General features: G+C 43.2%; 30 protein-coding genes. 3 read left to right on the top strand and 27 right to left on the bottom strand.

From position 1 onward, the window contains the following. Positions 1-168: 168 nt before the first annotated feature. From R7P69_RS16565 to R7P69_RS16515, 11 genes are all read right to left on the bottom strand, one after another. Positions 169-693: a hypothetical protein gene (locus tag R7P69_RS16565; RefSeq protein WP_101905910.1), complete on the bottom strand. Its 525-nt coding sequence runs from the start codon at positions 691-693 to the stop codon at positions 169-171. Between the two features lie 76 nt (positions 694-769). After that, the gene (locus R7P69_RS16560) at positions 770-1,018 is read right to left on the bottom strand and encodes a hypothetical protein (protein ID WP_014386650.1); all 249 of its coding nucleotides are present in this window, start codon (positions 1,016-1,018) and stop codon (positions 770-772) included. A gap of 97 nt (positions 1,019-1,115) precedes the next feature. Then, on the bottom strand, positions 1,116-1,910 hold the full coding sequence (locus tag R7P69_RS16555; protein WP_032073003.1) for an RHS repeat-associated core domain-containing protein: 795 nt from the start codon (positions 1,908-1,910) through the stop codon (positions 1,116-1,118). After that, positions 1,910-2,164 carry a hypothetical protein gene (locus R7P69_RS16550; protein ID WP_101905909.1) on the bottom strand — a complete coding sequence of 85 codons (255 nt, stop codon included), beginning with the start codon at positions 2,162-2,164 and terminating at the stop codon, positions 1,910-1,912. The genes R7P69_RS16555 and R7P69_RS16550 overlap by 1 nt, the downstream gene beginning before the upstream one ends. Before the next feature lie 2 nt (positions 2,165-2,166). After that, complete coding sequence (locus R7P69_RS16545) at positions 2,167-2,310, bottom strand: hypothetical protein (RefSeq protein ID WP_206949614.1); 144 nt, start codon at positions 2,308-2,310, stop codon at positions 2,167-2,169. A 309-nt stretch (positions 2,311-2,619) separates the two neighbouring features. After that, on the bottom strand, positions 2,620-3,498 hold the full coding sequence (locus R7P69_RS16540; RefSeq protein WP_243641898.1) for an RHS repeat-associated core domain-containing protein: 879 nt from the start codon (positions 3,496-3,498) through the stop codon (positions 2,620-2,622). A 57-nt stretch (positions 3,499-3,555) separates the two neighbouring features. Then, the gene (locus R7P69_RS16535; protein ID WP_101905908.1) at positions 3,556-3,987 is read right to left on the bottom strand and encodes a hypothetical protein; all 432 of its coding nucleotides are present in this window, start codon (positions 3,985-3,987) and stop codon (positions 3,556-3,558) included. Between the two features lie 67 nt (positions 3,988-4,054). Beyond that, on the bottom strand, positions 4,055-4,510 hold the full coding sequence (locus R7P69_RS16530) for a hypothetical protein (RefSeq protein WP_133305458.1): 456 nt from the start codon (positions 4,508-4,510) through the stop codon (positions 4,055-4,057). After that, entirely contained in the window at positions 4,491-8,690 is a 4,200-nt protein-coding gene (locus R7P69_RS16525) for an RHS repeat-associated core domain-containing protein (protein ID WP_014386644.1), read from the bottom strand. Before R7P69_RS16525 ends, R7P69_RS16530 begins: the two co-directional genes overlap by 20 nt. Before the next feature lie 535 nt (positions 8,691-9,225). Next, complete coding sequence (locus tag R7P69_RS16520) at positions 9,226-10,311, bottom strand: AAA family ATPase (RefSeq protein WP_046224244.1); 1,086 nt, start codon at positions 10,309-10,311, stop codon at positions 9,226-9,228. Continuing rightward, on the bottom strand, positions 10,308-11,417 hold the full coding sequence (locus R7P69_RS16515; protein WP_046224245.1) for a hypothetical protein: 1,110 nt from the start codon (positions 11,415-11,417) through the stop codon (positions 10,308-10,310). The genes R7P69_RS16520 and R7P69_RS16515 overlap by 4 nt, the downstream gene beginning before the upstream one ends. A gap of 349 nt (positions 11,418-11,766) precedes the next feature. Between R7P69_RS16515 and R7P69_RS16510 the strand changes: the two genes are divergently transcribed. After that, a complete protein-coding gene (locus R7P69_RS16510) occupies positions 11,767-12,141 on the top strand; it encodes a hypothetical protein (RefSeq protein ID WP_052715035.1) in 375 nt (124 codons plus the stop codon). A 209-nt stretch (positions 12,142-12,350) separates the two neighbouring features. Here R7P69_RS16510 and R7P69_RS16505 read toward each other — a convergent pair whose 3' ends face one another. Genes R7P69_RS16505 through R7P69_RS16490 form a run of 4 tightly spaced genes read right to left on the bottom strand, consistent with a single transcriptional unit; the run spans position 12,351 to position 14,301 of the window. Further along, positions 12,351-12,722 carry a hypothetical protein gene (locus R7P69_RS16505; RefSeq protein WP_180827199.1) on the bottom strand — a complete coding sequence of 124 codons (372 nt, stop codon included), beginning with the start codon at positions 12,720-12,722 and terminating at the stop codon, positions 12,351-12,353. 57 nt (positions 12,723-12,779) lie between these two features. Next, on the bottom strand, positions 12,780-13,022 hold the full coding sequence (locus R7P69_RS16500; protein ID WP_014386860.1) for a hypothetical protein: 243 nt from the start codon (positions 13,020-13,022) through the stop codon (positions 12,780-12,782). A gap of 25 nt (positions 13,023-13,047) precedes the next feature. Then, positions 13,048-13,998: a DNA-methyltransferase gene (locus R7P69_RS16495; protein WP_046224247.1), complete on the bottom strand. Its 951-nt coding sequence runs from the start codon at positions 13,996-13,998 to the stop codon at positions 13,048-13,050. Positions 13,999-14,037: 39 nt separating this feature from the next. Then, a complete protein-coding gene (locus R7P69_RS16490; RefSeq protein WP_226977602.1) occupies positions 14,038-14,301 on the bottom strand; it encodes a hypothetical protein in 264 nt (87 codons plus the stop codon). A 379-nt stretch (positions 14,302-14,680) separates the two neighbouring features. Between R7P69_RS16490 and R7P69_RS16485 the strand changes: the two genes are divergently transcribed. Further along, the gene (locus tag R7P69_RS16485) at positions 14,681-14,956 is read left to right on the top strand and encodes a hypothetical protein (protein ID WP_032073047.1); all 276 of its coding nucleotides are present in this window, start codon (positions 14,681-14,683) and stop codon (positions 14,954-14,956) included. A gap of 4 nt (positions 14,957-14,960) precedes the next feature. Here the strand turns inward: R7P69_RS16485 and R7P69_RS16480 are convergent, their stop codons facing one another. The 12 genes from R7P69_RS16480 to R7P69_RS16425 all read right to left on the bottom strand — a co-directional run bounded on the left by R7P69_RS16480 (position 14,961) and on the right by R7P69_RS16425 (position 24,386). Next, complete coding sequence (locus R7P69_RS16480) at positions 14,961-15,476, bottom strand: hypothetical protein (RefSeq protein WP_032073046.1); 516 nt, start codon at positions 15,474-15,476, stop codon at positions 14,961-14,963. Beyond that, entirely contained in the window at positions 15,473-15,925 is a 453-nt protein-coding gene (locus R7P69_RS16475) for a thermonuclease family protein (RefSeq protein ID WP_228209261.1), read from the bottom strand. The genes R7P69_RS16480 and R7P69_RS16475 overlap by 4 nt, the downstream gene beginning before the upstream one ends. A 67-nt stretch (positions 15,926-15,992) precedes the next feature. Continuing rightward, a complete protein-coding gene (locus R7P69_RS16470) occupies positions 15,993-16,415 on the bottom strand; it encodes a hypothetical protein (protein ID WP_017086025.1) in 423 nt (140 codons plus the stop codon). Positions 16,416-16,599: 184 nt separating this feature from the next. Next, the gene (locus tag R7P69_RS16465) at positions 16,600-18,174 is read right to left on the bottom strand and encodes a hypothetical protein (RefSeq protein ID WP_032073045.1); all 1,575 of its coding nucleotides are present in this window, start codon (positions 18,172-18,174) and stop codon (positions 16,600-16,602) included. An 18-nt stretch (positions 18,175-18,192) separates the two neighbouring features. Beyond that, positions 18,193-19,068 (bottom strand): DsbA family protein, encoded by an 876-nt coding sequence (locus R7P69_RS16460; RefSeq protein WP_032073044.1) that lies wholly within the window; start codon positions 19,066-19,068, stop codon positions 18,193-18,195. A 12-nt stretch (positions 19,069-19,080) separates the two neighbouring features. Further along, positions 19,081-20,043, bottom strand: a complete 963-nt coding sequence (sppA, locus tag R7P69_RS16455) for a signal peptide peptidase SppA (RefSeq protein ID WP_014386852.1) — start codon at positions 20,041-20,043, stop codon at positions 19,081-19,083. Between the two features lie 2 nt (positions 20,044-20,045). Next, entirely contained in the window at positions 20,046-21,176 is a 1,131-nt protein-coding gene (locus R7P69_RS16450; protein WP_014386851.1) for a hypothetical protein, read from the bottom strand. Positions 21,177-21,181: 5 nt separating this feature from the next. Next, a complete protein-coding gene (locus tag R7P69_RS16445; RefSeq protein WP_014386850.1) occupies positions 21,182-21,475 on the bottom strand; it encodes a hypothetical protein in 294 nt (97 codons plus the stop codon). Positions 21,476-21,485: 10 nt separating this feature from the next. Further along, entirely contained in the window at positions 21,486-21,959 is a 474-nt protein-coding gene (locus tag R7P69_RS16440; protein WP_014386849.1) for a hypothetical protein, read from the bottom strand. A 776-nt stretch (positions 21,960-22,735) separates the two neighbouring features. Continuing rightward, on the bottom strand, positions 22,736-23,062 hold the full coding sequence (locus R7P69_RS16435) for a hypothetical protein (protein WP_235618392.1): 327 nt from the start codon (positions 23,060-23,062) through the stop codon (positions 22,736-22,738). 67 nt (positions 23,063-23,129) lie between these two features. Further along, positions 23,130-23,519 (bottom strand): hypothetical protein, encoded by a 390-nt coding sequence (locus R7P69_RS16430; RefSeq protein WP_014386846.1) that lies wholly within the window; start codon positions 23,517-23,519, stop codon positions 23,130-23,132. 54 nt (positions 23,520-23,573) lie between these two features. Beyond that, a complete protein-coding gene (locus R7P69_RS16425; protein WP_181726419.1) occupies positions 23,574-24,386 on the bottom strand; it encodes a hypothetical protein in 813 nt (270 codons plus the stop codon). Positions 24,387-24,786: 400 nt separating this feature from the next. Here R7P69_RS16425 and R7P69_RS16420 point away from each other — a divergent pair, with 400 nt between their 5' ends. Then, entirely contained in the window at positions 24,787-25,248 is a 462-nt protein-coding gene (locus R7P69_RS16420; protein ID WP_014386844.1) for a hypothetical protein, read from the top strand. The last annotated feature ends 644 nt before the right edge of the window (positions 25,249-25,892 follow it).

Here is a 25,892-nt window from a genome sequence, read left to right as displayed (position 1 = left end):
CCAGTTCCGGCATCCACCTCGGCAAGTAACTCGCCATCGAGGCCATAAACATAGAGCACACCCACGCCACCAGCTGGCTTAATCCGCTGGTGGTAGTGAAAAAGGTTCATAGAGGTCAGTCAATCCCAGTGAGTTCAATCACTTCAACGCATGTTTAGATGAGCAACTTCAACCTCTATGCAAATCCTCTTCTAACTTTTGCTCCTCATCATCTGTGACTACACCTTTAAAGACATAAGTTGTTTCACGGGGCAATTCTTTTTCTTTGAATAAGAGAGCTTTTATATCGCCTACCTTTGCTACTTTACTTTGGAATTTACTAGGCATCTTCTCAAACTGAATCTCACCTATACCTCCCCTACCAAGGAAAATATTAAATATCGCATATTCCTTGCCATTTCTTTTAAGAGCAAATTTATATCCAGTTACAGGTTCGTCAGGGCATATTTTTATTTCTTTAAGCCATTTTTTTCTAACTGTATCCAGCCCATCAAATATCTGTAGCAACTTCCCACTCTTGGAACGCTCCATCATATCCAGACGTTTAAATTGCTGAATTAGTTTACCTTTATCCTCTTCCGTAATGTGTAGGTAGAAGGCAGTTAATGCCTCTACCTCATAACACCTCAACCACTCACAATCTGAGTAAACGGCTTTTTTTAACGACCTTATGACGTTTGATATTACTGACATCCACAACCTCTCCCTTATTGCCCACGCCACCAGCAGGCTTAACCCGCTGGCGGCGTGTTACAAGCATGAATGTTTGCTATGTGTCACCGTGAACACCGGGATGTCTAATGAATGCAATTAGCGACTGTACCGCTCCTACTGTCCCAGCAAACACCCCCATACCTAAAAATAACCAAAAAACCATCTCGTGCTGAATTTGTCTTTCAAATAAACCAAACCAATTTGTGATGTAATATCCTACTCCCCCAAATGCAGCACCAATAATGGCCCCACCAACTAAAAAGGGGAGAAATACTGTTATCATGAATGCACTAAATCCTTTCATCTTCATCTTCAATTCTCACTTATGGGATATTAGCAATGATGTTGCTTCCGATATTACCAGTGGTGACAAAAAATACCGTTAGCGTTGGAGGTGCATCTTAACGGTGAAACGCATTCGACGAACTCTTTAACCGTTTTTCTAATGACGCTTTATCCCACCATCGGTTAGCCTGCATCTTTGGAATTATTTTTCCTAGCCCAGCAAATGAGTTACCAACCCCTGCTCCTAATCCACCTAATATCATACTGCGCCCTGAGTTAAGCCAAATATCATCACAGCTGCCTGTAACTTTGTTCTTAGCAGCTGTCACACCACCTCCAATTACCCCACTACCCAATGAATTGGCAACGATATTTTTCCCCCAAGACAACCCCTTAGTTAAATTACCAAGACCACCTCCCGCAGCCCCTGTAACGACAGCAGCCCCAAAAGATGCAAAGTCAAACGTCTGTCCTGAATGGTATTGAGCAATCGCATTAAGCGAACCGCCAACGAAAGCCCCAAAAGCAACCCATCCAAACTCGCCTGTAGGATCAATAAACTTCAACGGATTTCCATGCACATACCCATAGGTATCCACTCCATCGAACAGGCCAAGGCGGTCTGATTGTAAGTAACGGCCAAGTGCTGGGTCATAGTAGCGATGCCAGTTGTAGTGAAGCCCAGTCTCTGCGTCAAAATACTGCCCAGGGAAACGTAAGTTGAACTTGATTTGTTCTGTCGTGACAGTCGCTTTGCCGAACGGAGAGTAACTGGCTTTCCATACCGTGGCTCCGGTCTCATCGGTCAATGCTTGCGGCGTACCTAAATGATCGTTATGGACGTGGTAAACGGTGCCATCCACCAGGTAACTATTTAACTTTGGAATTCGTGAAAGATTAGCTGAGACCATCACTTTTCTTGGCTATTTCCTTTCGTCTCTCTCATGTGTCGTTCAATTCCTTTTTTTTGCTTTAAGCAACGAATCGTGCTGCAAACTCCTAAAGCTAGGCATACCCCTCCCCAAACAGCAATCATCATAAAAAGAACAAATATTGATTCAGGATACCCGATCAATCTATACGCACCGTAGGATATGAGTCCCGTCATAACTCCCACTAAAGGGATCAGAATCAGATATATAGAAATCTCTGTTTTGTATGCCATATTTACTCTCCGTTACCTATTGGCATATTCACACCTCCAACCAAACCCCACGCAAACTCACCTGTAGGATCGATCCTTATTAGTGGATTTCCATGCACATACCCATAGGTATCCACTCCATCGAACAAGCCAAGGCGATCAGCCACAGCCAGCACCAGCGTAATCTGCCTTATGTTCCAGCGAAGAACCTCATCACTTCCGGAAGGTAATGTAAGAGGTGGCCACCTTTATCGAAGAACAGAAACCAAATAGAAGCTCCAATACAGAAAATACCTAAAAGAACTAGCTCTATAGATGTGTTTGCATACACTGACACATTGCTATCTTTTTTGAATTTCACAATCTTGTATTTAAATAGTGCAACAAGACCTACATAAAGGCATCTTATCCCTAATGGAATTGCTATAAGCAACCCACCTAAAGTCATGAATGTGTACAAAACAAAGTCAAGCCAATTATTGATTTCCAATTGTTGTTCCCCCAGCAGAACCTATAGCCGAACCATACGATTCGTAGTTAAAACTAACCCTTTTTTTCAAATCCACCCCGATTATGTCTCGTGGTCTCAAAATATTTTTGCCTAATATTCCCCCGCCAAAACCAACTGCTCCACCAAACGAGCCAAGAATTGCACTTCTTCCTACCTGATATAAATCAAGGCTCTTTTGATACCTTTGATCACAACCAGAAGACTTTTCAGTTAACTGAATATACATATTGCCAATAGCGCCTGATGATGCACCAAAAAATACAGCTCTCCTTAGAGTGCTTCCAAACCCTCCAAGTGCCCCCGTAGCACCAGCCACAAGAAGTCGCCCCGCATCAAACGAACCAGTTTGATATTGTCTGTATCCTTCAAAGCCTATGTTAACCATTGCCCCAATAATTTGCGGAACCCATAAACCAGTAGGATCGGTGTAAATAGCAGGATTATTCAATGCATAGGCATAGGTGTTAATCCCACCAGCCAGCCCTATTGGGTCACTGGTGATATATATCCCTGTATTCGGGTCATAGTTGCGATGCCAGTTATAGTGAAGCCCAGTCTCTGCATCAAAATACTGGCCGGGGAAACGCAAGTTGAACTTGATTTGTTCTGTCGTGACAGTCGCTTTGCCGAACGGAGAGTAACTGGCTTTCCATACCGTGGCCCCCGTTTCATCGGTCAATGCTTGCGGCGTACCCAAATGATCGTTATGGACGTGGTAAACGGTGCCATCAACCAGATAAGCCATCAGCTGGCCGTCAAGCCAGACATATTCTCGCTGGGTTTGCCCGGTTCCGGCATCCACCTCGGCCAGTAACTCGCCATCGAGGCCGTAAACATAAAGCACATCCACGCCACCAGCAGGCTTAACCCCGCTGGCGGAGTTGCTTAGACTAAGTAAATATCAGTTTTCAGGTCGAAAGATCCTGATTACTTCTTCAATGCCATTTGCAGCCGCAAGATCGTTCAACATTGCTTCACGCCCAACCCCTGATTCCCAACTTTCCTTTTGCTCATTGATCACTTTTGCTACTACGCTTTTAAACTCTTTCAGTTCCAACTGAGATACCAATGTTGTTTTCAGCTCAGCTTTCAATAGCCTAGAGTTAAACATTAACACCTCTAAAGGCCATCGCCATACAGCGTTTAAAGGCTTGACCCCAACTACCTCGTCTACTTTGTAATGCCTTCCGTTAGAGTCGTATATTTCCATTTGGTTAAAGTACCCACCTTTTAGAGCGGCATTAGTACATTTCCCCAAATGGCTTCCGGTTAGTTCTACGTGAACTGATTTTTTCTTTTTACTGACCAGTAGCACTGGATATGTAAGTTCCACAACCACCCCCTCTTACTGTCCACGCCACCAGCAGGCTTAACCCGCTGGCGGCTTTCTTTAGAAATTATCAAACTAACTTTTTAGAAAATTCATTATCATCCTCAAGCCTGAACACAGCGAATAAATCTTCCAGCGTCTTACATCCCATCACCGCTTTTTTCAACTCGGCTTTGCTGTCATAGAATTGACCCCACACAGAGTACGAACCGCTTTCAGTAGCCAGATTAGCGATCATCTCTACCCAGTCCACAAAATCATTTTCTACTAGGTGAAGAGAACATTTGATGTCTCTAGGCTTCCCCAATAACTGCAAACAAACTCGTTGTATAAAACGAGGGCTAACCTCTTGTACTGAGTCAATTCTCCAGACGCTACCATCTCCTTTGATAAGTAACGATCCAACATAGCGATTTCCTATCTTTTTAGCCGAGGCGGACGCCTTCTCTAGGGCTTCCTCATAGATAGGCAGCATAAAGTTTTCTTTTTTACTCAGTAATATACCTTTATTTTTCACTGCACCCACAACCATTCCCTCCTGCTGCTGTTAACCCTAAGCCTGCTACGGTTTCTCTTGCCCATATTGGAACACCATTAAACCAACCTTTAATTCCGTTATTGTGAATTTTTGTATTGTGATAGATGTTTGTGAATGGTTTTGGATTAAGGTTCCAAGGCTGATTAAATATACGCTCTAATTTTTGATTACCTTCAAAGTGTCTTCTTTCAACAAGCCAATGATGAATATGTTGTCGTGGCGGGATGTCCTTGTTTATGTTTTTCGCGTACCACCTTCTCGTTGCTCCCCATGAATGGGGGTTGCCTTTAGTAGTGACAGCACTTTTGAAGCGATGAACTTTTGCTACCTTCACGGCATTGAACATTCCACCCCCAAGAGCTGCCAATCCAACATCACCCCAGTTAACGCAATCAATTTTCCCACCGTTATCATAAAGCTGATATGCCAAATCTATCCCGGCGAACACCACTCCCCATGCGAACTCACCTGTAGGGTCTATGCTCGACAGCGGATTTCCACGCACATACCCATAGGTATCCATTCCATCGAACAAGCCAAGGCGGTCTGATTGCAGGTAACGCCCCAGAGACGGGTCATAGTACCGATGCCAGTTGTAGTGCAGCCCAGTCTCGGTATCAAAATACTGGCCGGGGAAGCGAAGATTAAAGGTGACTAGCTCTGTCGTGACACTGGCTCGGCCAAATGGCGTGTACTGCGCTTTCCATACTACTTCACCCAGTTCGTCTGTCAGGGCCTGCGGTGTGCCCAGGTGATCATTGTGAACGTGGTAAACGGTGCCATTCACCAGGTAAGCCATCAGCTGGCCGTCAAGCCAGACATATTCTCGCTGGGTTTGCCCGGTTCCGGCATCCACCTCGGCCAGTAACTCGCCATCGAGGCCGTAAACATAAAGCACATCTACGCCACCAGCTGACTTCCTCACTCGTTGATGAGCACTGTTATAGTGATAGATTGATGTTTCGCCATTGACCGTAGCCTCAGTCAATCTATTGAAAGCATCATAGACAAAGACATCCGTTCCTCGGCCAATCGTGTTTCCGTTTGCATCATAGCTGTAGGTGATCGAGCCAATACTTGTTTTGGTTAGACGATTGCTATTGAACACAATGCTGTACGAATCTTTCACGCCGTCGCGGTAGATAGCCGTCCGGTTGCCGTTGTAGTTGTAGGTGTACTCTCGGGTCCCGTAACCACCAGTAGCATCAATCAAGCGGCTCAGCTTGTCGTAATTGAAAGTTTGGCTATAGCCACTATCCATTAAGTCTGTAATTGAATCGACATTGCTATTGGCCGTATAGAGATAACTGCGGTGCATTGCACCAGCAACCTGTACAGACTCCAATTGATAGTTCATGTCGTACTGGCGCTCTTCCCAAAGCCCATTTCCATGAGTCAGATCAGTTACAGGCCCAAAAGGTTTCCGTACCAAGTCAGAGACTAATGTTCTGCTGTTAACACCATTATTCAATGTAATGCCAATGACCTCTCCAGCTACATTGCGCTGATAAACCGCTTTGCGGCCACTCGGGTACTCGATACTCGCCAACTGCCCTGCACCATCATAGGTGTAATTGGTTAACAAGGTGCGGCCATCCACAATTAGTTCTTGGCTGGCTATCTCACCACTGGCTGTGTAACTGTATTTTGATACGCCAGAAGCGTCTGTAATGGAAGTAAGCTGCCCTACCCCATACAGCGCTTCTGGCTCATCGTAGCGGAATGTCACACTAGCATTAGGTTGACCATCCACAGTGATTGAAGAAAGGCGATTAAGCGCGTCGTAGTGATAAGTGAAAACCTGACCGTTGGCATCTGTTTTACCGATCAGGTTTCCAGCCTTGTCATAAGTGTAATGAGCCGTGCCTGTGTCTGGGCTTTGTACTGAGAGAACATCGCCATATCCGTTGTATGAATAGTAAGTTCTCCGCCCTCTTGGATCAGTGACTCTCGTTACTAAGGCATTATCGTTATACTGCATTGCAGTGGCGCGGTTAACAGGGTCAATTGATTGGAGCAGGTTGCTAAAACCATCATAGCGGTAGGCATAAGCATTTCCAGAAGGGTCAACTTTGCCCGTTAGGTTGGCTGTCTTGTCATAGGAATAGGTATAAACATTTCCCGTTCCATTTGTTGTTGATGAAAGCCAACCATTCAAAGTGTAACTATGCAGTTGCTTCCAGTGAGCAATGCCACTGTTATCTTTCAGCTCAACTTGCTCAATATTTCCTAGTGAATCTCGATTGATACTTTGTCGATTTCCATTTGCATCAATCACGGCCATCAGCTGCTGAGCAGCATCGTACTCATAAGTGAAAGTGCTATTGGTTGGTAAGGTGATAGATACCAAGAGTCCTGATTCATCGTAAGAGTACAATGTAGTTCCATCTGGACCAGTAGAAGAAATCATTTGACCTAACGTGTTGTAGTTAAGCGAGTAGCTTACTCCATTGGCATCTGTGACGCTCTGAGCCCTTCCATGAGCATCGTAATTGTCAAATGACACTACGTGCCCAAGAGAGTTGATAACTCGGCTTAGGTTGGCTTGAGCGTCGTATTCAAAGCGCGTTACATCATCAACATCCACCCGTGGACCATCCACTGATTTCAGTTGTCCAGGAACACCAAGAGAGTCTGGATAATATTCAAATGCCCACTGCCTGACATCTGAGTTGGTTCGGTCAATCAATTTAAGCGTTAACAGCCGCTGGCGGTCGTCATAGGTAAATTCTTGGACCAAGTATGACGATGTAATTTTGGTTGGTTTTGGGAACTCTGAATGCCATTGTGTTGTGATCGTATCACCAGTCGAGCTTGTCCTCGAAATTTCAAGTCCTCTTTGGTCATATTGGTAAGAGAATGATTGGCCTTCTTCATTGATAATTGACTTCAACTCACCGTTGGTATCGTAGCCAAACGACTTCGTACCACCAGCAAAGCCAGTACATGCAGCACCCTGTATACTGTCAGGCTTTAGTTTTCCGTTATAACGACTAAACAGATAATGTTGTTCGTGACCTAGAGCATTCGTTACCGTAACTGAACCATCAGGGTTGTATGTAACACTTGTCCTATCAACACCACTGCTATGTTCGCTCAGAACAGCGCGACCCGAAGGATCATGAGACCACGTAGCAAATCTGCTTCCCTTTTCATCCGTAAGGCCAGTCAAAAGGCTTGGGTTTAAACTGTCTTCATAGTGGTAACGTCGCTGATTGGCATCCGGTTTATGCACTGCAACTAACAATTCATTCGAATAATCGTAAGAGAAGGTTTGTCCAGCAGGGTCGATCATCTTTATGATCTTCCCTTGATCGTAACTAAACCTTAAAGTCCGGCCAAAACTGTCAGAAACAGAGTCTAACTTACCGTTGGTATAATTCAGATCCAGCTCATTTCCCGATGGATGAACAATACGTATCAACTGACCATTACTATCATATAGTTCGACAACACCATCAGCCCTCTGATATCTCCAACCAGAATCTTTGTATAACCGATCATCACTTTTCCATGTTGGCATCCAAACCGCATTTGTCCGGTAGAATGCTAACTCTTTCCCATCTGGCCGATGCAAGACAACCATATTCTCTCCGTGACTTTCTTTGTCAAAAATCACTTTGTTTGAATAGTTGTGGCTCCATCCAATACCAACATCGCTTTGTTTACCACTCAAAGCTAACTGGCTGTTGTAATGTCGTGTGAATACAAGAGGCTCCATACCAGCGCTTACATAATCGGTTTCTTGCTGATATTTATTACCAGTAGCTAGGTTGATAGGGTTTCCAACGCACAGTTCTGTCTCTGGTTTACCAAGATCTCTATTGAGAAGTGGAGAATCAGTCATCTCCCCAGGAATTATGAATTTTGTCAGTGTAGTTCCAGAGAGAGCTCCAAAGTAACAAGTGTCAGGGTCATAACTACCTGGAGCATCACTACGATGCATACATAGCCATGAGATTAGTCTTCCATCACTATACGTTTCACTCGGGTATAGCTTTTCACTCACATAGCTGTGTGTGCTTGCGAGCTCGTTAATTCTATAGTCCCTTAAAAATTCATGCGCTTGCTCTGGGAGATCAAATCTCATTGCATCAATTTCTGAACTACCACTGGCATTGATACGCCACTGAGCAGAAACAGCACTAGGAACTATAAGTGCTAACAAACAAGCTCTTGCGATTAAGTTAGTATGAAAATGATCCACTGGTTTCTAAAGTCCATTAATTACTTTCTACACGGACTCTATTATCAACTTAATCAAAGAGATTAACTTCATGCTTAACTGCCCTATACGGGCGCATACAGACATGAAACAATGGCTAATATGGAAGCGGGTTTTAATTGAATCGCTCGACTTTGTTTTACTGCTCATAGCAGTGAAACGAAGTTGAGTGATCAGCGAAGCCGCATCAGCGGTGAACGCTACTGATCATATATAGATCCATAGGATCATAAGATCATGCAGCGTGTTAGGTAGCTTAATATCAGGAAATTTCCTAACTTTAAGCTTTGTTTCTGTAAGCTAAAGCTTAATATTAGGAAATTGAAGCTTAATATTAGGAAGTTCATCTCTATCACATAGCTTAATATTAGGAAACACACCTATATCTAAGCTTAAAATGAGGAAACGCCTTAATCCGTATATATAGCTTAATTTTAGGAAAAAGGCGTTAAGCAATAGCTTAATTTAAGGAATTGGATTACTTGGAGGACTTACCAGTACGAAGTTCGGAGAGCTCTGATGCCATGCCACCACCAAATGGGCCATGACTGGTTTGTTGGGCCAAGCGCTTCGATTCCTCAGATAGAAGGGAGTCATCTCTGTGTATCAATCCTGGCTCTTCTGAAAGACGCGATAACCGTCTTTTAACTGGTTTATCTGCTCCTGGCTTTTTCTCATTATCACTATCACCGTCTAATTGATCATTTCTAAGTTGGATAACGACTTCTTGATCAACGTGCAATAGTGAATTGTTACTCCAGTGCAGCCTTATCGGTTTTCTCCACTGCTGGTCAAAAGGCACATAGTTAGCTTTGATATGACGCAAACGAGTCTCTTGTACCGTTCCATCTTTCTTGTCTATCAACTGATCTAAATACAGATGAAGTTTTGACTTTGAGAGAGTGGAAGATAAACCAGAGCCAGAGACGCTGTTGATTATCTCCTTTCCTCTGCTCACATCTTTTGTCGGATGGTGAACAACAAGAACCGCGACATTCGCTTCATTGGCAAGCCTCTCCAAAGCAATTCTGATGTAATAGTCATCATCTACTACGTCAGCTGAGCCAATTGCATCACGCAATGTATCTATAACTACCAAGTCGTACCCTTTGGCCGTGGCAATAAGTTTTTCCAGTGCACTGGATGCTTCTTCCCACTCTTTAGTATGTTTAGATGAGCCTGAACTACAAATTGGATCAGAATGCTTGTATATCCCAATGCTCGATTTTAATCGGTCTTTGATGCTGGTGGAGAACTCAGTCAAATGTGCTTTGATACGCGGAAGTGTTCCGGGCAAGGAATCTTCGATCGGCCATATCAAAGTTCTAAGCACTTTGTTTTCCTCATCCCGTACACCAATTAATGGGTACTCTGGCAAAGCCATCTCATAAGCTATTGATAAAGACAAATAGCTCTTACCAGAATCAGGTGGAGCGATCAGAAATCCGACACTGCCTCGAAACAAACCTTTCAAAATCTGTTCTTTGTTGGAATTGGCTAAACTTTCATTAATGTCTTCTTCGCTTAGAGCGATAACATCCTCATTGTGGAGTGTTGTTGTCATGTCGTTACCTCTTCTTTCTCTTCATCGCCCAGGTACAACAGCATAATATCTTGCTTACCATCGTCACGTACTTTCTCTTGGAGTAGCAATCGGAAATCTCGCAATAACACATCCTTTTTCAAAATGACTTCGGCCATAGTGTTATTGATATGGCGACTCAGATGCTGTTTAGACACTCTAACCTTGTTGGCATAGTAATCTTTAATAAGGTGACTCAGATACTTACCATGTACATATTCACGCTTATGAGCATCAATATATTTACAGAAGTCAGTAACAGCATGTTTGCCCGTTAGCTGCGGGTAGACTTTTAAAAAACGTTTCCGGCTAATAGCTCCCTCTTGTCGCAAAGACGCAGTGAAAGTCTTATGCACTCCAACTATGAAGTGAGTGATCGTATCTGCCCTGATAGATCCTTTATTTTTAATCCCATCCAGAACCAGCAATGGAATGTAGTTGCTGTCCACCAGCTTCATTCGCGTGTGGTAGTGAGGTAGCGTTTCACCATCCTTCTCGTAATCCAAGACCAGTAACATTTGTGATAGCCTTTGAAGTCTTGTCATTACTGTGTTCTTGTTGGCCTTTTGATTTTTCAGGTTCAAGAACTCAAACAGTGTTGTGAAGTCACAAAGGAAGTAGTCGTATACCCCACTAAACATTTTTGTATCGAGAAGGTTGTGGTATTGGTGTGACAACTTATCCAGTTCGACATTAATCTGCGCGAGCTCAATAGCCTGGCGAAGCGTTAAGCCAGATAGGTCTACGTACATCCCCCCTACACTAACGATCCCTTCCAGTAGATGTCTGTCATCGGCCAAGCAGACAGCACTGTATACGTCGATTCTAACGGCATCGAATTCACGTTTATTAGTCCCCTTCTTCCAGTATGGCTTTGACAAGCTGGTGGATAGAAGAGGCTTTTGTGCCAGTAGCTGTTGCTCAAGTTCAGCCTTGTTACCACTGATCCTTGTAATTAAGTCTCGCGGAATTCTACCTGGCAAAAAGATGCAATCCATTAACGTAGTAGTCGATGGCCTGCTGCCAAATGCCTCGTTGACTATCTCAGCAGGGAAATACCCTTCTAAATTGTCTGTGTTACTACTCATTTTTTAATACCGTAATGTTTTTTTGAAGCATACCACATACCTTAAAAAGAGGAAAACAAGCCAAATAGATGTGATTTATACCTTAAAAAAGGACAATAGAACGCTTTACATTTCACGTTATAGCTTAATTTTAGGAAATGTTCGACCATACCTTAATTTTAGGAAAAGCCAGATCACGCTCTTAGGCATTGCTACATAAGACTTTCACATGTGAAAGTGGGCTAAGCGTGTTTCTGGGTCACGGTTGCATTTTTTAATTCCATGATATTATGGAAGTGTAAGTTGAATTGAATGAGGGCTTGACGGTGATGCCGAGATAGCTTTCCAGAGTCAATTAAGGAGACGAAAAATGAGACACATACTTAACCTAGTTGCTTTAGCAGTGATTCTTCTTGGCGTTGCTATGATTGAAACTAACGATAATCAATGGGGTTTGGCTGTAATCAGCGTAGCGGTTGTTTTCTGGTTGATGCCTCTGCTTAGGCTTGTTCATAAAAATGCAGTAGTAATGGTCGTCTTTTGGTCTGGCGTAGCTTACTTTTCATGGCAGGTTGCCGTAGTTGCTCTTTTGGCGTTTGTTGTTTTTTCGGCCACAGCTTCAATCAAGCGCGTTCCAAATACTCCTGCTATTAAAAAGCAACGGTTTATAGTTAATCCTTCTTCTGGTCTGGTGATGAAGAACAAACACTTTGATATCGCTGGCAATGGATTTGCCATTCTCTAGGAGCCATCCTTGCCTCCTAGAGCCCTTAGCAATCTACTTCCACTGAGCCGAGATTGGCAATCTCAATTCTCGTATGACTTTTCCCGTTTGCACTAACAGCTGATATGAGTATATGAGCTGACAATTCAGCTGACTCGTCCATAGTTAAGCCTTGCTCAATACAACTCTGAATGAACATTTCCGCAAGCTCTTTCTTTTTAGGGTCCATTCTATTTGTTCTCCGTGATAGTAATTGCCATAGTTAGATGCTGATTTTCGCTCTCTGGCGCACCTTTTTTAAAAGGAATGATATAGCCGGATTCTGGAAAACCTTCGGCTACCGTGTAAACAGTATCGCTCCCCTCTTCTGTTGGCTTTTGGGCAAATAAAGCTAAAGCTTGCCCTTGATGCTCTTCGTTTAGTAGCCAGAAGGATTGGTTTTCATGTGTGTGTAGCTCTCCATTTGGATGACGCACAAGATATTGTTCAGAGCCATATGCGTCACGCTTCTCTCGTACTTGAACGATATAACCAACAGCATGGTCGAAATCATACTCACTACACATATGTACGACAGGCCCTTTGCTGAACCTGTCGAACATCCTGGTTATTGCACCAACGGCTTAGTCCTGCTTTATCACATTGCTCTGGCATTCTTGCTATCCCAGATTTTTTTGATGTTGCAGAGTATTGAAACGCAACTTGCTTTTAACCAAGCAAAATGTGGCACCTAAGATGGTGCTTGCGGCTAAATAAGCAACGGAGATAAGCGTGATGCGATCCCAATCTAAAGGTGAAGTAGAACCAGTAAAATGGGTTACAGCAGCAAACTCCAGAGCCAGGACTAAAATACAAAGCATGGATACAACCAGTGTGCTTGGTGTGTTTGAAGGTTTGTTCATAATGTACTCTCCAGTAATCACGAGTTTATTTAACACTTCGACCGACACAGGCCAAAGCAGGATTCATCCAAAAGCCAGCAAACGAGCTAAACAACTCAGCTTGTGTTCGCACGTACTCTAAAATTAAGTCACATGCAACCCAACGTCGCCCCGCTCTCTCCGCTGCCAGTCCGGTTTTATTGCTACCAGAAAAGAGATCAACCACCAGCTCATCTTCATTGGTTAGGAACTCAATAGCGAATGATGGAATGTCTGTAGGAAACATTGCAGGGTGTGGTGGTAAACCCAATTCCTTGGCTATCTTCCTTACTGCTGATGTATCAGCACAACGATGACCTCGTTGGATTATGTTTTTAGGGATCTTGCCTTGCGTTTTATTGGAAAAGGCATTCCCTCTTAATCGGTAAGCACCATCACCGTAAGTAGCGATACGACTATCGCCCCCTTGTTCGAGTAATTTCTTATGTTGCTCAGTGTGCTCTACCAAAACTCTTCGGTTATCAGAGCGAACTCGGTCTGGATCGTTCGTAAACCAGTAAACAGGTTCCCACGCGGAACAAAGCTGCATACGGTTAACGCAAGCCCATTGGGTTGGAGCTGGTGGCTTGGATGTGTTTATCCAGGGCCAACGGTCCATTAATGAAAGCCCTAATCGATCATTTAGAGCTAAGACCATACGTTCAAGGTAAGTTGAACGCGAAGGGCGTTTACTTTCAAAAATGTCGTTACTCACGTTGAGTACCACAGAACCCCCTGGCACCAAGTTTTCTACAATTGGTTCCAAAGACTCGGTGATAAAGTCCACCCATGCCTGTTCACTAACATTCCCATACCCGCGCTCGATTTTTAAAGGATACGGAGGGGATGTCACACAAAGGTGGATCGGTTCTCCAAGCTCTGTGAATACCTTTTTGCTATTTCCCCAAATAGCGATGCCTAGATTTGTTGAATATGCGACAAGCTTTACTTCGCCCATTGCTTCATGAAGCCCTTTTTTATTTTTGTTTGCCAGCTTCTATACGCCACGCTCACCGTCCACTTTTTGGATGATATTCATGGACTTTAATGTTTGCTGAAACCAACGAATTTTTCTTTTGATAGGGCTGTGTTGTGCCTTGGCTTTGCCGATTTCGGCTTTAGTATTGATTTCAGCCTCTGATAGCCCGGCTATACTTGCTACCTTCGCATATAGCTCGGCATTGGTCATTGGACCATCAGCTTGTGCATAAGCTTCTTCCACATGGAAAAGCTCCAGCTGCCCCTGCATGTTTGGTTTCATTTATGCTCCAGACCAATATTAATAATTCATAGAATCATTTTATAGTTCTTTAAATGAAATGGCAATATCTAAATCCTGTAGAGATGTCGGTATATCTCTTCGATGGAATTGAACTAATTGGATAATGGGAGCTCTTTAAAGTGATTCATTGTTGAGTTTATGGCGACTTAGCTAGGGTAACGTTTTGTAAAATATGAGATTCCTGCCAACTTATGCCACAGACTTTCACATGTGAAAGTGCGAGTTGGATCTTCTTTATCTATAATGAGATCCTTGCGATGTTCTGACAGAACATTTTATGTTCATTGATAAGATCTACTATATTAACTATTACTTATCGTGAACCTTTGAAAGCAACTTATTTATTGGGTAAATATTAGTGTTTAAATTAAATACACTGCACGAAGCTGTGCCTGGCGTGGATCTAGATAGCCTGCCAGACATTAAAGCAGTAATAGGCCAAGCAGAACCGCTTGAAGCAAGTATGATGACGGTAATTGCATATCGTGAAATGCATAACGCCAACATTTTGAACCTTAGTGAGCGAGAGCGATTTTTTTTGAGTATGTCTTTGATGAAATGCTTTGTGGAGAAAGGGCTTCTATCGTCAGGTGATATGATGAAGTACCGACTTTCACATGTGAAAGTCGGCTGAGGATTTAGTGGATTTGTGTCGGTTGCTGGCACATTGGACAAACGTTACCGCGATAGTTAGGCAATACCAAAACTCTACTTGCCACGTTAACTAAGATTTTGTAGAGCAACATTCTCGCCGTTACCAAACCAACTGCAAAACACCCACCGTAACCAACAACTCTATTTTGAGCAGCTTTTAAGTACTCTTGCCCTATGAGTTCTTCTGCGTTCTCGTAGTTTGTAAGTTCGGTCATAGTTGTTAGATAGACACCTCTAATCTCTTGGGCAAGGAATGCCGCAACACAAAAGATAATGATGGTACACAGTATTCTTACATGGGTTAAGCGGGATATCCCCGCTTTAAACTCATAGTAGATATTGAATACAAGGGAGAACATAAGAGCAAAAAGTAGTGGCTCTGGAAGCGTCAGCTGGTGGAGGTATATCCGGATCAGGCTGATATAGACAAAAATACCAAATACATTCAAAGCCAATGTGCTTACATCCCTACCCAGTTGGTTGTTAATGGATAGTTTCACTTTTTACGTCTCCATTCCCAAGGTGGCATTCTTTCTGCCTCCGGCAATGCCCATAAGCCTACACCATTCTGTTTTGCCTCTTGCTCGTAAGAAAACAGTTCAGTGCTTTTTGCATACCGCCTGTATACCCATGCGTTACCCGTTTTTACCAGTTGTCCGTTTACCCACAAATCATCGACGTAGATATGACCAACAATGCGGCCATAACGATCAACGTCGGTTTGTTCTACACGAACGACTTTCCCACCCACTATAGAAAGAAGGGCTTGTTTTGCTTTCTTTCCCCAGGGTTGTTTCGACTCGGGTGTGTCGATTTCTGCAAGTCTAATACGGTGTTCTTTTTTACCATCGGTACACTGATAGGTGCCAGTGCATGAGGCATCTGTGAGGACTTTTATAGTGTCACCATCGCTGACTCGTACCACCTTCCCATAAAAGGTTTCAGCCATAATTGGTGCATTAAAAACGAAGTAGAGAAGGGTGGTAGTTAGAATTTTTTTAAGCATGATTAATTCCTTACTGTTGTCCTGATAGAGCATTCCACATTTGTTTGTGTAATGCCGAAATAGCGGTATAGGCCCCTTTCATTTCTGGTCGCTCCAGTTCCTTCAAGAACCAAAGAGACCCTAAGAGAATCGCTAAACATCCACCAGCCAGCATTAGATCATTGAACGTCATGAATAGGCTGTACCCAGACAAGCAGACATTGCACAGCATCCAAATTTTAGTGAAGAGCAATCCAGTTGAGTGATAGGTTACAAGCAAGTACGAAATGAAAGATGCGCATACTAGAACTAAAATTGGACCTCCCAACCACGTCGTCCATGTTTGAGTACCAAGAGGCGAGGGTAGTTCTAGTAACCATACTCCAGCACTCCAAATTACAGCTGATGCCATCATGTAGGCTGCTGCCATTTTTATCATCATTTGTGGTTTCATAACACTCCTTACCTATTCCACTTTCACATGTGAAAGTTGTTTTTAGGTTGTTTTTTCATTTAATTCCGATCCATAGCTGTGACGGATACTGTCATCGTTGAACCAGAAGCCCTTTTTGGATGGGGACTTAGTAGTCTCCAATCAAAAAGGCCCCAATTACTGGGGCCGCTTTCACATGTGAAAGTCAATTTGTGCTGATAGAGATAAATACTGACTTTGTGCCATTTACATCTTTCAGCCATGACATTGCACCATAATCTCCATCGACCATCGCGCTGTACCGTTCCCGCACACCTAGACCACACAAGAGGTCATCAATCGCTGTTGTTGGGTCACAGGATGGACGATATGTTTCTTGCCAATGGATATCTCCAGATTCGATGTATGCCTCTTTGATATGGAAGTACTCGCCATTCCAAGTTGTATATAACTTGTCGTCATTTCCAGAAAACAAACGTGGATATATAGCACCGTTTGAATTGAGCTCTGTGACGTTACTTGCTATGGATTGTTCTAATGTGGCAAACATTAGCTTCTCTGTTCTGATGGTATTGCCAACAACATTGTCGCGTTGACGCCACACAGCATGAACATCTCCATTGGTACTGGTTAAGCTAGCTTGCCCTGCATCGGCACTTATATTGGGAATGCCTGAGATAGGAGAGTAACCATTGTTGTCATTACGCCATGTTACGCCGATTAGGTCAGAAGAACCCGACCCTCGGCTTTCAGACCATAGCGCATAGCTAGTAAGGTTAGTGTTGATAGATGCTAAACCACTCTTGACTCCATCATCATCAATAACGCTGCGTTCCACTACAGGCGTATTGAATGGACCAAGTTTGACGGTATGTTTGGCTAGGACATCATTTTCATCATCAGCGCCCTTTTCGATACTTAGGATTTCAAGTACGCCAGGAGAAGTTTCTACTGAATGTATCGAGATAGCACTTTTAACTTCACCGTCACTGTTTGTTTTTATATTTCTCGAAAGTTCTGTCGTTGCAATGATATTGGCTTTTGTGCCGTCGTTGCTTAACCAGGCTATTGCCAATGCATTTGTATCGGAGCCAAAAATCGGAGTTTGCCAGATAACGATGCTTTGTCCTGACGGGTCAGTGAAGAGAGTGTTGTCGGTGATTTTTACTCGACTTTCCTCATTCGTAGCTGCCGCGTCAGTCATAAGTACATGATCAACTTCTAATGGTGGGGACCATTCTTGTGTTGTTGCGTCGTAATAGGAAACGTTCAGTTTCTGGTTGTTACTATTGTCTCTCTGTACCCATGTAATATAGGCATTACCATGATTTGAAAGGCTCATTTGAACAGAGCTCTTGTAGTGGTTTTCATCGACAATGAATGGTTGCCAGTCTGATCTTAGTATTTCACCAATATCGGCACTTATCTTGACTTTGTTAGGTACATTGCCATTCGCATAGTCTTCGATAGGGGCTACAGAAGCATATAGCTCATCCGGTTTGTCATTGTTGGCTTCTTCGACCCAGGCACTGTATAGAACAGCCGAACCATTTTCGTTTTGTAGCTGGATGACAGGAAGTGTTGCATCTCTTGTTGGAGAGCTCAGTAACACTTCTTTTTGCCATTCTCGCTTAGCGACCGTTGTTGTTTCTGTTGAGTTGTCTTGGTTATTGCTTTCACTACCATTGCCATTGGAAGTAGTTCCAGTGCCTCCACTGGAACCACCACATCCTGCCAACACTGATAGTAGAGCAGCTGCTAAAGCTGTTCTTCTTAACATCAATTACATCCTCTGTTGTTAGTTGTTTTCGGATTCAATCATCATTTTTCGAATGATGGCCGCGATAGCTTGTGATGGCTGTGCCCCACGAATAAGCTGAGTTTTCCCAGTTTGGTTATCTACGATGAAAGTCGCTGGTGTACCTGAAATGCCATTTTCAGTAGCTTGCTTCACATCTGCTGCTATTTTCAGGTCGTAACGGCCAGAAGCTAAACACTCTCGAACTAGGGAAGCATCGGCACCAACACTCTCAATAACTTCTGCCAAATTAGGCACTCCACCACCATTGCCTTGTGATTTGGCAAATACTTCGTCTAAGAACACCCAGAATCCACGGTTGCCTTTTTGTTCAGCAACACATTCCGCTGCTAACGCTTCTTTTTCTGCCGCTGGGTTATGAAAACTCAATGGCAGATGTTTCCATTGCCAGTTGATATTCCCGTTACTTGCATCCACCACTTCTTTTGGTGTGTCGTGGAATTTTTTGCAGAACGGACACTCCAGGTCAGAAAATTCCACCAGCGTGAATCGAGCGTTCAGGTTTCCATATATGCGTTTATCGTCAGGCACTTGTTCGGGAGCTGATTCGTATTTTGCGTATTTAGCCTGAATATCCTGTTCGCGTTTCTGTTGAACGAAATGTTCCAGTGCTTTTTGAACTGCATTGTTAAAGCGCTCTTCTGATTTAAAGCGATAGTCACTTTCTAGTTGAGTAATCTTCGACTGGAGAGAATCGCGCTCTTGAATGAGCAACTCTTTGGTCTGGTAAATTTGATATCCCACTGTAGCGACAGACGCTCCCAAAATTAGGGTCATAGCAGCACCAACGGCCAGTAGCTTTTTCTGCATTGGACTGAATGATTTTTGTTGTTGTGGTGTGGTTTGTTCTGACATTACATTTTGTCCTTAGTAAACTTTTACAGTTGCCAATTCATGAATCAGGGTTGAAGCTTCCATTTTTGCGCGTTGTGTTAAGCGCTTAACGATGTCTTCACTTGGTGAGTAATCAACGAGGTTTGTTTCTTCTATAACATTGCGAGAAATAGAGTGTAGGCTTCCTAAACCATCAATTAACCCAATCTCAAGTGCTTGCTCTCCATTCCAGATCAATCCAGAGAACACTTTTGGATCGGCTTTGAGTCGTTCACCACGGCTCTCTTTTACTCGCTCGATGAACTGCTGGTGGGTTTTCGATAGCACTTCCTTCCAGAAGCTAGTTATCTCTTCTGAAAGAGGGGAGAATGGGTCTAACAAAGCTTTGTTTTCACCAGATGTTATAGCTCGTCTTTCAATACCCAATTTTTCCATGAGCCCGGTAAATCCGAAGCCAGAACTGATGACACCAATAGAGCCAACCATACTTGCTTTGTCCGCATAAATTTTGTCTGCGGCCACGGCGATGTAATAGCCACCAGATGCACCGATATCATCAATTACAGCGATAACTTGTTTTTCTGGGTATTCTGCTTTTTGAGCTTGAATCTCTTCGTATATTCGACCTGCTTGCACAGGGCTTCCACCAGGACTGTTTATTCGTAGAACGACAGCTTTTGCATGGGGATTTTTGAAAGCAGCCTGAATGGAAGGTATTAGATGATCTTCATCTGCAAGTGAACCCGCAGCGATTTCTCCTTTGATATTAATGAATGCAACATGTGGAGTGTCAGCTTTGGATGTCTGCCAAGGTAGTCCTCCTGGATTTGAAGCTACGGTTAGAAATGCAACTATCATAAGGACAAAGCCAAGGGAGCGAATCAACTGAATCCCTCTTCGCCATCTTCTGTCTTTTACCTGTTCCTTATGGAGGGTAAAGACCAGATCTTTAATCATGTCTTTTTCCCATGCTTCTGGTTTATTGTTTTCACTCATGTTTATTCCTTAGTTGTGGTTTGTTTTCGACCTGGGTGAGGTGGAACCAGAAACAGCTCCCATTCTTCCTCGGTTAATTTGTTCTCTTTCGCTAATTCAAGTTTGTCGGCTTGTTTTAACCTCTCTGATAACGTGGATTCCGCTAACCCGAAATTAGTAGCGACTGCCGCAACGGAAGGGTATCCCTTGCCATTTATCACAATTTCAACATCGGCTTTTCGATTAGGGGGAATAGCGTTGAGTACCTTTTCCCAGTCCATATCTGAAAGCTCGTTACATCGTGCCTTTTCCAATAATTCTCGATGTCGAAGTCTCTGGTAGAGAGCCGAGTACGTTAAGTTAGCGGCTTCGGCTAGATGGTTTAACGTGGGGTAGGAATCACCTTTATAGGTGATAGGTTTGTTGGCCGCCTTTGGGCCCTTGTTTGGAGCTGGTGGTTCAGATAAGACTGAGTTCCAGTTCTCATCTGTCATAGTGTTGGTTTGGTAGGCTTTTAATAGCCCTTTATCCCTAATCCTTGAATAGAGAGTCCTTTCTGCTTTACCAGTTTGTTGGGCCAGTTCGGTTAAACTAGCGTAGGGTTTTCCTTTGACGTAAATAGGTGAACTCTTTCTTCGCCTTGCTTTACGTTTTTTAGTCTTTTTTTCTGGGCAAAATGTGCCAGCTTCTCTTTGTTCTATGAAGACAGAGCTAGTTTCTGCGTTGAAGAACTCATCCGCTATTCTATTTTTAAGCTCCGTTGCCCTGGCTATGACGACATCAAGCATTCGATCAACAGCCACAGCATTTGCTGCACTATACGGAACCAGCTTTCCTTCGCGGTTGCGTTTAAGGCTAAGTGCTTCTGCTTCTCGGCAAAGCTCTGTACATTGAATAGCGAAATGTCCGGTATCTTTCATTAGGTATGATGAAATGATGCCGCTCATTTTCCTCGTGAATCTTGAAGTCATATATTGAACATGCCCATCCATCAACTCCTGGCTTTCTATACCAAGCTTTCTGGACAGCTCTTCAATATCTTTTTGTTTATAACGGAAAGCCGAGTGTTTTAAGCTTTGTGCATTACGAATAAGCTCTTGACTCGCGCCATGTCTCTCCAAGTCGGATATTAGGAATGGGGCCAATAGATCCATGCGCACTACACTCCAACTCCAATGACCTTCAAGACAAATAGGCATAGCATTGAATAGAAGGGGGTTAGCAGTAGAGATGCCATGACCATACCGAATACTCGTGCTGGCATTTTTTTAGCGTACATAACCATCCAAGGCATCATTGCACATAAGGCAGCGATCATTGCTCCACCAGCGCCAAGCTCAGGGAAAAGCACTGATTGGATAAGGATAAACAGGCATTGAGCATAGCCAGCTTGATTCAATGGCTTGTTACTAAGGTTTTCTTCACTTTTTTCTGGTGTTTGAGTTCTTTCCACATTTCGCTCCTTACGCCAACTCTGGTTCACCGAAGTATTGACGGTATAAGTCGTGATCATTCGCTAACAGACGCTTGACTGTGCTTTCATCAATCTCATTAATTGCCATGATTAGGATTTGGTCTTTCCCAATCACACTCATATCTACAGTGAACCAAGTGCCTCTGACCGATTTAGCAAGAATTTGTAGGTTCCAAGGCACTTTTATCTCGTTGGCCGCAGTGATGTTTGAAACCTTAACAACCGTTGCATCCTTCCCGAGCCAGCGTTTGTTATCAATGACAAGATCCATATTGTCGAACGCTGATTTGGCTGCTTTTTTGCGGATTTCTATGATGGAGTTTGAGCCTCCATTCTTGGCCGCAAGCCAAAGAACTACCCCTAATGCTGTACAGGCGACGATAGGTTTACCTGCAAGACCAGCAATTACTCCGCCGATAGATATCAGCAACATCATTGCTTTATTGATTCTTGTTAATGGCATAAGCCCTCCTTTGCCATGAGAGTAACGGATAAACAGCAAAAGCTTCTCACGGCAACATGCCCAATAAGGGCAACTGAGAACTCAATGAAACAATCCCTCACACGAACAGGACGTCTTTATTAGTCCTTGCCTAATAGCCTGATATTTGTAGTAGAGAGAGACGACTTTTTTTTCATTCAGTAACTTTGTTCTGATGTAACGAACCTTGTTCTTTCCGTCGGGCTGTGGGACAACCGTTCTAACGTACCCGTAATCGGATACCTCTAAGTTGTATTGATTTTTAAGAATCACTCGGTATACAGATAGCTGGATTACATCCGATTCAAAGATCCTGTTATCTTTCCTTAACTTGGTATCCAGAGGGATAAGGACTTTCTTTTTTGATAAAAAAACCTGATCAACTCTTCCATGCAGAGGTACAGGTAGTGTTGTTGCCACATCTTCTTCACAAAGAAACAGAGTTGCGTTTCTCAACTCTTTTGGCATGTTTTCTTCACTCCACCAGCTGAGCACCTCATGCAAATGCTTTTTCCGCCATAGGTCTACTTTGGCAATTAGAAATGGAGCGACAATCAGTGAAACTAACAACAAGACTATATTCATAAGATACTCTCGATTACTTTATAGTATCATTATATAGCCCCTTAAATATTTGTCACGTAGCCACTTAGGAAGTACTAAGCATTTAGGTTCGGTATGAGGGAAGGGGTAGCGTGAAAGACTTTTAGGGCAGGGAAGAGCCCCGTGTAGAAGGGGCTATTGCAGCTGGTGGAGCACTAGTGAAGCAAAGAGGGGACTTTCACATGTGAAAGTCTACCGTCAGACATCATATCTAAGGTGTCTACATCTAAATTTGAGTCTCTTAGCCCTTTTCCTTCGTAGACGATATCTGGTGTGCAGCTTGATTTAAATACGCCGTGGGGAATATGATCGAAATCCCCAAGCCACATTCTAAGTCTGAGATCAACGATGTAGTCTCCTGGCAATGTAATCCAGCAATGAGGGGTTACTACGTCTCCTGACGACTTTTCTGTTACATAGCCGAACATGCAACAGTGTTCAACGTTGGCTTGTTTCAGAAGATGGCTTACTAGATAAGTCATTCCATCACAGTCAACCTGACAGTCCTCCAACACAAACAGAACTGTTTCTAATTCAGAAAACCATTCCTCATTGATCATTTGAAAGTTCCTTTTTATTTATCTCATTCTCAAAAGGGTACGGCTTTCTTCTTTCCGCCAATTCAATGTCTGCTCCGCACTGTTTACATAACCCCTGTTCCTTTGCACAGCTGTCGCAGACTGCATCAGTAGCAGTTGAGCCGAACTGCATTGTTTCTTCGCAAACACCACAAGGTTTTGATGTTATCGCAGCTCCTCCTATTCGTTGAGAACGAGCGTAATAGCAACATAAACACAAATGCATGGACTCTCGTTTTTCCTTTTCGACGTCAGAGGTAATCCTTTCGGCAAGTTGGAGTATGTGCTGGATTTGTTCTTTAGCTCTTTTGTTTCTATATGAAATTGTTGAGCGTGTAATTTGTTCTTTCTGCTGCTGCATGTCTACCTCCTGAAAAAGGCAATCTCCCTAAGCAAAATGCTTGGGGAGAGCTAATTAGTTCTCTGGGTGTATGAACAATAGAGGTTCGCCATTGTCGAGTAGATAAGGCGTTTTAAATTTAGATTCACCTACCTGTATGTTCCCAGATGCTACGTAAACATAAGCCCAAGAGGGAAGTTTTCCGCTTACAAGTGAATATATTTTGTCGCTTGGGACATGGCTACCTTTGCCGGGAGTAACTCGGAATCGGTTGTAGTAAACACTGTGGTTTGATTCAAAAGCATACGAATCAATTTCATCGACTCCGACAAAGCTAGGGGCCTTTGCTTCGCGGGGCTCAAAGACTTCGGTTGCTATGTAGCAGAGATCCACATTTGTCATGCCTGGTTTGTATATGGGGCAACCGTACTCTTCACTGTGAAAGTAGAACTCTACTTTGCGTTCGGAATTGCCATTTGTTGCTTCATACTCTAATCCCATTTCTTCTAGCGTTGATTCAATGGCCGTTTTCATTTCAGACAAAAGTTTTTCTTGAGCATTTTTGGTGGATGACGCTTCGGACTTTGGCATCCATGCAATTACGCTGTTTCTGGATGCTGTGTCGGGCTGCTCTAAAAGAGAGGTGACAAGCCCCAATCCTAACCCTGATGTTAAATCTAGGTTCGCACCGAAGGAGGAGGTAAACAAAAGAGAGTTTGTCGCAGCGCTGCCTGCAAATTGCAAAGACTCGTAATTCTCTCTTGGGACGTATTTGTCACTTACATCGTACAATCCACCAGCCTGCGCGATGTTATATGCACGACTGTGTGATTCATCGTATGACACTGGTTGGGAAGTTGACGCACAACCAGTCATTATTACCGACATTATTGACACGCCTAAACCTATTAGTTTTCCATTTATCATTACCTAACTCCTAAGTTGTTTTTAGGTTGCTTTTGTGTTCCTTTAGTGAACAATGCAACTTTACCTTATCTATCAAAACACTACCTTAAAGGCACTTTGCTTTTCTTGACGGCATTCAATCTATTTTTATGCATACCCAGCATTCAATCTAAATGTCGTCTTTGGGTTGCTTTTCGATATTTCACATTGAAAAGCCAAGTCCGTTTTCGGTTTGCCTTTTAAGCTCATTATATGACCTTATAAAGATGATGCAATACACTAATTCACGGCTGGTTAAAGTAAATGTCAGTACGGTCGATTAAAGAAAATCAGTGTCCTATGCTTTTTATTGGACGCTCAGAATTGGCTTGGAGAGCCTTGTATGGAATTTGTCGTTATTACTTTCTTTGGATTAGCTATATCCACGCTGGTGGTGCAATACACTTCTCGGCGTACTAACGGAACAACGCTAAGTTATTCCCAGTCTTTTAAGGTCGTCTTAATTCGCAGTGGAGTGGCTGTGGGGGCTGGGTTTTTGATTGGTAGATTGTTCTCAGTAGCGATTTCAAAAGGCTTTCTGAATAAGGATGTTTTGATAGAACAACCTCTGGTTGTTGCAGGTATAGTTGCGTTTTGCGGCCTAGCTTCGTTCCTGGCATTTCAGTGGGGTTACTCAAAGATTTCCGGCAAACAGGTCTCTCTGTTGTCAGCTCTCAAGTTCGCAGTCAAAGAGATAGGGTACTTTATGTTACTGCTTGCTGGAGTGTTTGTTCTTTCGTTAGCTCTGTTTGGTATTGTGGAGGTTATGGCGAGTAATGGTTCTGAGTTGTCTATCCGGTCTTGATTCGATGTGTGATGTTATTTCGGTGCTCGGAAACATCACCAAACCGGGTTCTAATTCATTGATTAGCCTCTAGTGCTATTTATCTTCTTTGCTTTCACCAAAGCAGTTCCTATGGACCGAAGGAAACACAACTAGGTAGTACCAAGCATTACATAAATCCTTCGGTATCTTCAAGACATTCATATCTGCATCATTTTTTATGACGTTCATCGTATGGCGATAGTGAGCTGGATACCGCGTTTGCAAAGGTAATAAAGCTCGCAATACTTGAGAATAGAACTTCTGAGCTGGCCGCAAGGCAAGTATACACATTGATTTTCTGGATTAACGTAAGACCAGCAAGTGGTTTCGTTAACTCTAGGACCTGCACTGTTGGAGTCTTTTAGGTTGCTAATTGGTAGAGCTCCCTAATTTGGTTTTGGGGTAGGTTTGATATTGATTCATAGACATAAGGCGCGATCGGTTAACTGATCGGGTCTGTATGTTAATTGGCTTGGTGTGTTCTGGTGCGTCATTTGTGTTTTGTCACGCTATGTTCTGCTGTGACATTGTTAGAGCTCTCGTCTCGTTCGAATTTTACCTGGCAATCATGTTTAGTATCCGATTGGTGATTTGTAGAGGGCAGCGTTGTGTTTGGGGGTAAT

The organism is Vibrio sp. 661 (assembly GCF_033339315.1).
GTDB lineage: Bacteria > Pseudomonadota > Gammaproteobacteria > Enterobacterales > Vibrionaceae > Vibrio > Vibrio alginolyticus.
The sequence above is the reverse complement of the archived record's forward strand: the minus strand, read 5'-3'. Positions and strand labels throughout refer to the sequence as shown.

Bases quoted from the DNA above. Each gene is read 5' to 3' on its own strand.
- R7P69_RS16565 (WP_101905910.1), bottom strand. From the start codon at position 693: ATGTCAGTAATATCAAACGTCATAAGGTCGTTAAAAAAAGCCGTTTAC.
- R7P69_RS16560 (WP_014386650.1), bottom strand. From the start codon at position 1,018: ATGAAAGGATTTAGTGCATTCATGATAACAGTATTTCTCCCCTTTTTA.
- R7P69_RS16555 (WP_032073003.1), bottom strand. From the start codon at position 1,910: ATGGTCTCAGCTAATCTTTCACGAATTCCAAAGTTAAATAGTTACCTG.
- R7P69_RS16550 (WP_101905909.1), bottom strand. From the start codon at position 2,164: ATGGCATACAAAACAGAGATTTCTATATATCTGATTCTGATCCCTTTA.
- R7P69_RS16520 (WP_046224244.1), bottom strand. From the start codon at position 10,311: ATGACAACAACACTCCACAATGAGGATGTTATCGCTCTAAGCGAAGAA.
- R7P69_RS16515 (WP_046224245.1), bottom strand. From the start codon at position 11,417: ATGAGTAGTAACACAGACAATTTAGAAGGGTATTTCCCTGCTGAGATA.
- R7P69_RS16510 (WP_052715035.1), top strand. From the start codon at position 11,767: ATGAGACACATACTTAACCTAGTTGCTTTAGCAGTGATTCTTCTTGGC.
- R7P69_RS16505 (WP_180827199.1), bottom strand. From the start codon at position 12,722: ATGTTCGACAGGTTCAGCAAAGGGCCTGTCGTACATATGTGTAGTGAG.
- R7P69_RS16500 (WP_014386860.1), bottom strand. From the start codon at position 13,022: ATGAACAAACCTTCAAACACACCAAGCACACTGGTTGTATCCATGCTT.
- R7P69_RS16495 (WP_046224247.1), bottom strand. From the start codon at position 13,998: ATGGGCGAAGTAAAGCTTGTCGCATATTCAACAAATCTAGGCATCGCT.
- R7P69_RS16490 (WP_226977602.1), bottom strand. From the start codon at position 14,301: ATGAAACCAAACATGCAGGGGCAGCTGGAGCTTTTCCATGTGGAAGAA.
- R7P69_RS16475 (WP_228209261.1), bottom strand. From the start codon at position 15,925: ATGGCTGAAACCTTTTATGGGAAGGTGGTACGAGTCAGCGATGGTGAC.
- R7P69_RS16470 (WP_017086025.1), bottom strand. From the start codon at position 16,415: ATGAAACCACAAATGATGATAAAAATGGCAGCAGCCTACATGATGGCA.
- R7P69_RS16465 (WP_032073045.1), bottom strand. From the start codon at position 18,174: ATGTTAAGAAGAACAGCTTTAGCAGCTGCTCTACTATCAGTGTTGGCA.
- R7P69_RS16460 (WP_032073044.1), bottom strand. From the start codon at position 19,068: ATGTCAGAACAAACCACACCACAACAACAAAAATCATTCAGTCCAATG.
- sppA (WP_014386852.1), bottom strand. From the start codon at position 20,043: ATGAGTGAAAACAATAAACCAGAAGCATGGGAAAAAGACATGATTAAA.
- R7P69_RS16450 (WP_014386851.1), bottom strand. From the start codon at position 21,176: ATGGATCTATTGGCCCCATTCCTAATATCCGACTTGGAGAGACATGGC.
- R7P69_RS16440 (WP_014386849.1), bottom strand. From the start codon at position 21,959: ATGCCATTAACAAGAATCAATAAAGCAATGATGTTGCTGATATCTATC.
- R7P69_RS16435 (WP_235618392.1), bottom strand. From the start codon at position 23,062: ATGACTTATCTAGTAAGCCATCTTCTGAAACAAGCCAACGTTGAACAC.
- R7P69_RS16430 (WP_014386846.1), bottom strand. From the start codon at position 23,519: ATGCAGCAGCAGAAAGAACAAATTACACGCTCAACAATTTCATATAGA.
- R7P69_RS16425 (WP_181726419.1), bottom strand. From the start codon at position 24,386: ATGTCGGTAATAATGACTGGTTGTGCGTCAACTTCCCAACCAGTGTCA.
- R7P69_RS16420 (WP_014386844.1), top strand. From the start codon at position 24,787: ATGGAATTTGTCGTTATTACTTTCTTTGGATTAGCTATATCCACGCTG.